This window comes from Vibrio sp. Vb1337, from assembly GCF_033338715.1.
Lineage (GTDB): Bacteria > Pseudomonadota > Gammaproteobacteria > Enterobacterales > Vibrionaceae > Vibrio > Vibrio alginolyticus.
In genome coordinates this window covers 1-1,029 of sequence record NZ_JAWOTD010000285.1, presented here as the reverse complement: position 1 = coordinate 1,029, position 1,029 = coordinate 1, and the positions used below count along the sequence as shown (strand labels likewise).

Annotated in this window: 1 pseudogene; it reads left to right on the top strand. The window is 48.0% G+C overall.

The window, feature by feature from the left end:
* Nucleotides 1-1,029 (top strand): annotated as a pseudogene (locus R7E42_RS25665) (DNA polymerase I); the annotation flags it as partial.

Here is a 1,029-nt window from a genome sequence, read left to right as displayed (position 1 = left end):
GGAAGCTGGTCGACAACAAAGACAACGCTATGCTGTCTTATGAGCTGGCTACCATCAAGCTGGATGTGGAACTGGAAGAAACACCAGAGTCGCTACTGAAAGCAGAGCCAAACAAAGACGAATTGATCAAACTGTATGGTCAGTTGACGTTTAAGTCTTGGTTGAACGAACTGCTTGAAGGCGGCTCAGGCACTGTCGAAGCGGTTGAACTTGCAGGCTCTGCGCAAGCATCATCATCTTCTTCGCATGCTGAAATGGGAACCTCAGCGGTAACGATTGATCGCAGTCAGTACGAAACCATTTTGGACGAAGCTTCTTTCAATGCGTGGCTAGCAAAACTCAAAGCGGCAGAGCTGTTTGCCTTTGATACCGAAACGGACAGCCTTGATTACATGGTGGCGAACCTCGTCGGTTTGTCATTTGCTATCGATGAAGGTATTGCGGCTTATGTTCCTGTCGCACACGATTATTTGGATGCGCCAGAGCAACTGGATCGCGATTGGGTTCTCGAGCAGCTGAAACCAATTCTTGAAGACGACGCTCAAGCGAAAGTCGGTCAGAACCTAAAATACGATGCGTCTGTGCTGGCACGTTACGGCATCGAGATGAAAGGCATCAAATACGACACCATGTTGGCGTCTTACGTTTACAACAGCGTAGGCGGCAAACACGACATGGACAGCTTGGCACTTCGTTTCCTACAACACAGCTGCATTTCATTCGAACAAATCGCGGGTAAAGGTAAAAACCAACTGACCTTCAACCAAATCGAGCTTGAGCAAGCATCGCCATACGCAGCAGAAGATGCAGACGTCACGCTTCGTCTGCACAATCGTCTGTTTGCTAACATCGAACAAGATGAAAAGCTAAAATCGGTTTACGAAGAAATCGAAATGCCGCTAGTCCCTGTTTTGTCTCGCATTGAGCGCACTGGTGTTCTGATTGATGACATGAAGCTGAGCGCTCAATCGGTAGAAATCGCGGCCCGTTTAGAAGAGCTTGAACAAAAAGCTTACGAAATCGCAGAAC